The 1,686-nt window shown below is 68.7% G+C and carries 1 protein-coding gene; it reads left to right on the forward strand.

The features are described from left to right. Nucleotides 1-122 precede the first annotated feature (122 nt). Nucleotides 123-1,514, forward strand: a complete 1,392-nt coding sequence (locus ACFU6I_RS48585; protein ID WP_384380997.1) for an IS1380 family transposase — start codon at nt 123-125, stop codon at nt 1,512-1,514. Nucleotides 1,515-1,686 lie beyond the last annotated feature (172 nt).

The raw sequence follows: 1,686 nt of genomic DNA on the forward strand, positions 1-1,686 counted from the left end.
AGCCTTGATCCACCGATTGACGGGCGGTCTGTGGATAGCGAGACGAAGAGAGGTGCCTGCTGACCTGCGATGATGGGAGTTCTGACGCTTCCAGCACGCACAATCAGCAAGGCACCTCGTAGATGCAAGTTTCCCATACTCCGGCAGCGGTCTCCGCTGCGTTCGATGACCCGAACCTGATCGCGCATGCCGGGCTGCTGCCGGTGATGCGGCTGGCCGAACGGTGCGGGCTGTCGCGGCTGGTGGCCGAGAAGGTGAAGCTGACCGGCGCGAAGAACGGGGCGGGGGCTGCGGCGGACGCCAAGGTCACCAGCATTGTGGGCGGCATGGCCGCGGGCGCGGACAGCATCGACGACCTTCACGTCCTGCGGCACGGAGCGATGCCGGCCGTGTTCGCAGGTGCCCGTGCCCCGTCCACGCTGGGCACCTTCCTCCGCGCGTTCACCCACGGTCACGCCCTCCAACTCCACGCTGTCCACCGCAGATTCCTGGCCGCACTGGCCGCGCACACCCCCTTGCTGCCGGGCTCGGACGAGATGGCGTTCATCGATGTCGACTCCACCCACAAGCGGGTCTACGGCCGGGCGAAACAGGGCGCCGAGTACGGCCGGTTCAAGGGCATCCGCACCCTGCACCCCCTCCTCGCCACGGTCTGCACCCCACAATCGAGGCCGGTGATCGCCGGCGTGCGGATGCGCCGCGGCAAGGCAGCAGACTCCCGAGGCGCCCCGAAATTCGTGGCCGAGGCCCTGGCCACCGCCCGCGAGGCCGGCTGCACCGGAACCCGTATCCTGCGGGCCGACTCGCAGTTCTACAACGCCGGGGTGATCGCCGCCTGCCGCCGGGCCGGAGCCCACTTCTCGATCACCACCGGGATGAACCCCTCCATCAAACGAGCCGTCCACAGTATTCCCGAGGATGCCTGGCAGCAGATCAGTTACCCGACCGCGGTGCCCGACCCCGAGACCGGTGAACTCATCTCGGACGCCGAAGTCGCCGAGATGCCCCAGTACACCGCGTTCGCGAGCCGAAAGAAGGCGGAGCGGGTCACCGCCCGGCTGATCGTGCGCCGGGTCCGTGACCTGGCCATACCCGCCGTCGTGGGCGCGCAGGGCGAGCTGTTTCCCGTCTGGCGCTACCACCCCTTCTTCACCGACCAGCCTGCCGCAACGCTGCGGGCCGAGCGGGAACACCGCCACCACGCCGTGGTCGAGCAGGTCATCGCGGACAGCAAAGCCGGCGCTCTGGCGCACCTGCCCTCCGGGCACTTCCACGCCAACGCGGCCTGGCTGACCCTGTGGGCGATGACCTACAACCTGCTGCGGGCCGCCGGTTCCCTGACCTCCGCGTTCCACGCCAAAGCCACCACCGCCACTCTCCGCACCCACCTGGTCCAGGTTCCGGCCCGGATCGCCCGCTCCGCACGACGCATCACCCTGCACCTGCCGCACAACTGGCCCTGGCAACACGCCTGGACACACCTCTTCGACACCGTCCACGGCCCACCCGGCTGACACGAAAAGCCCCTACCCGACCCGCCCGCCGCCAGGGCCCAACTGGAACCGAACCCGTGGAAAAGCTGGGCAGACCAGCGGCTACATCCTGGCCGTGCCCAACCGCCGACCTGAAACCGGCTCGAAACCGGTCGCAAGATCGCTCCCCAAACCACGTCGGTGGATCAAGGCT

Origin of the sequence: Streptomyces sp. NPDC057486, from assembly GCF_042802415.1 — a bacterium.
Lineage (GTDB): Bacteria > Actinomycetota > Actinomycetes > Streptomycetales > Streptomycetaceae > Streptomyces > Streptomyces yanii.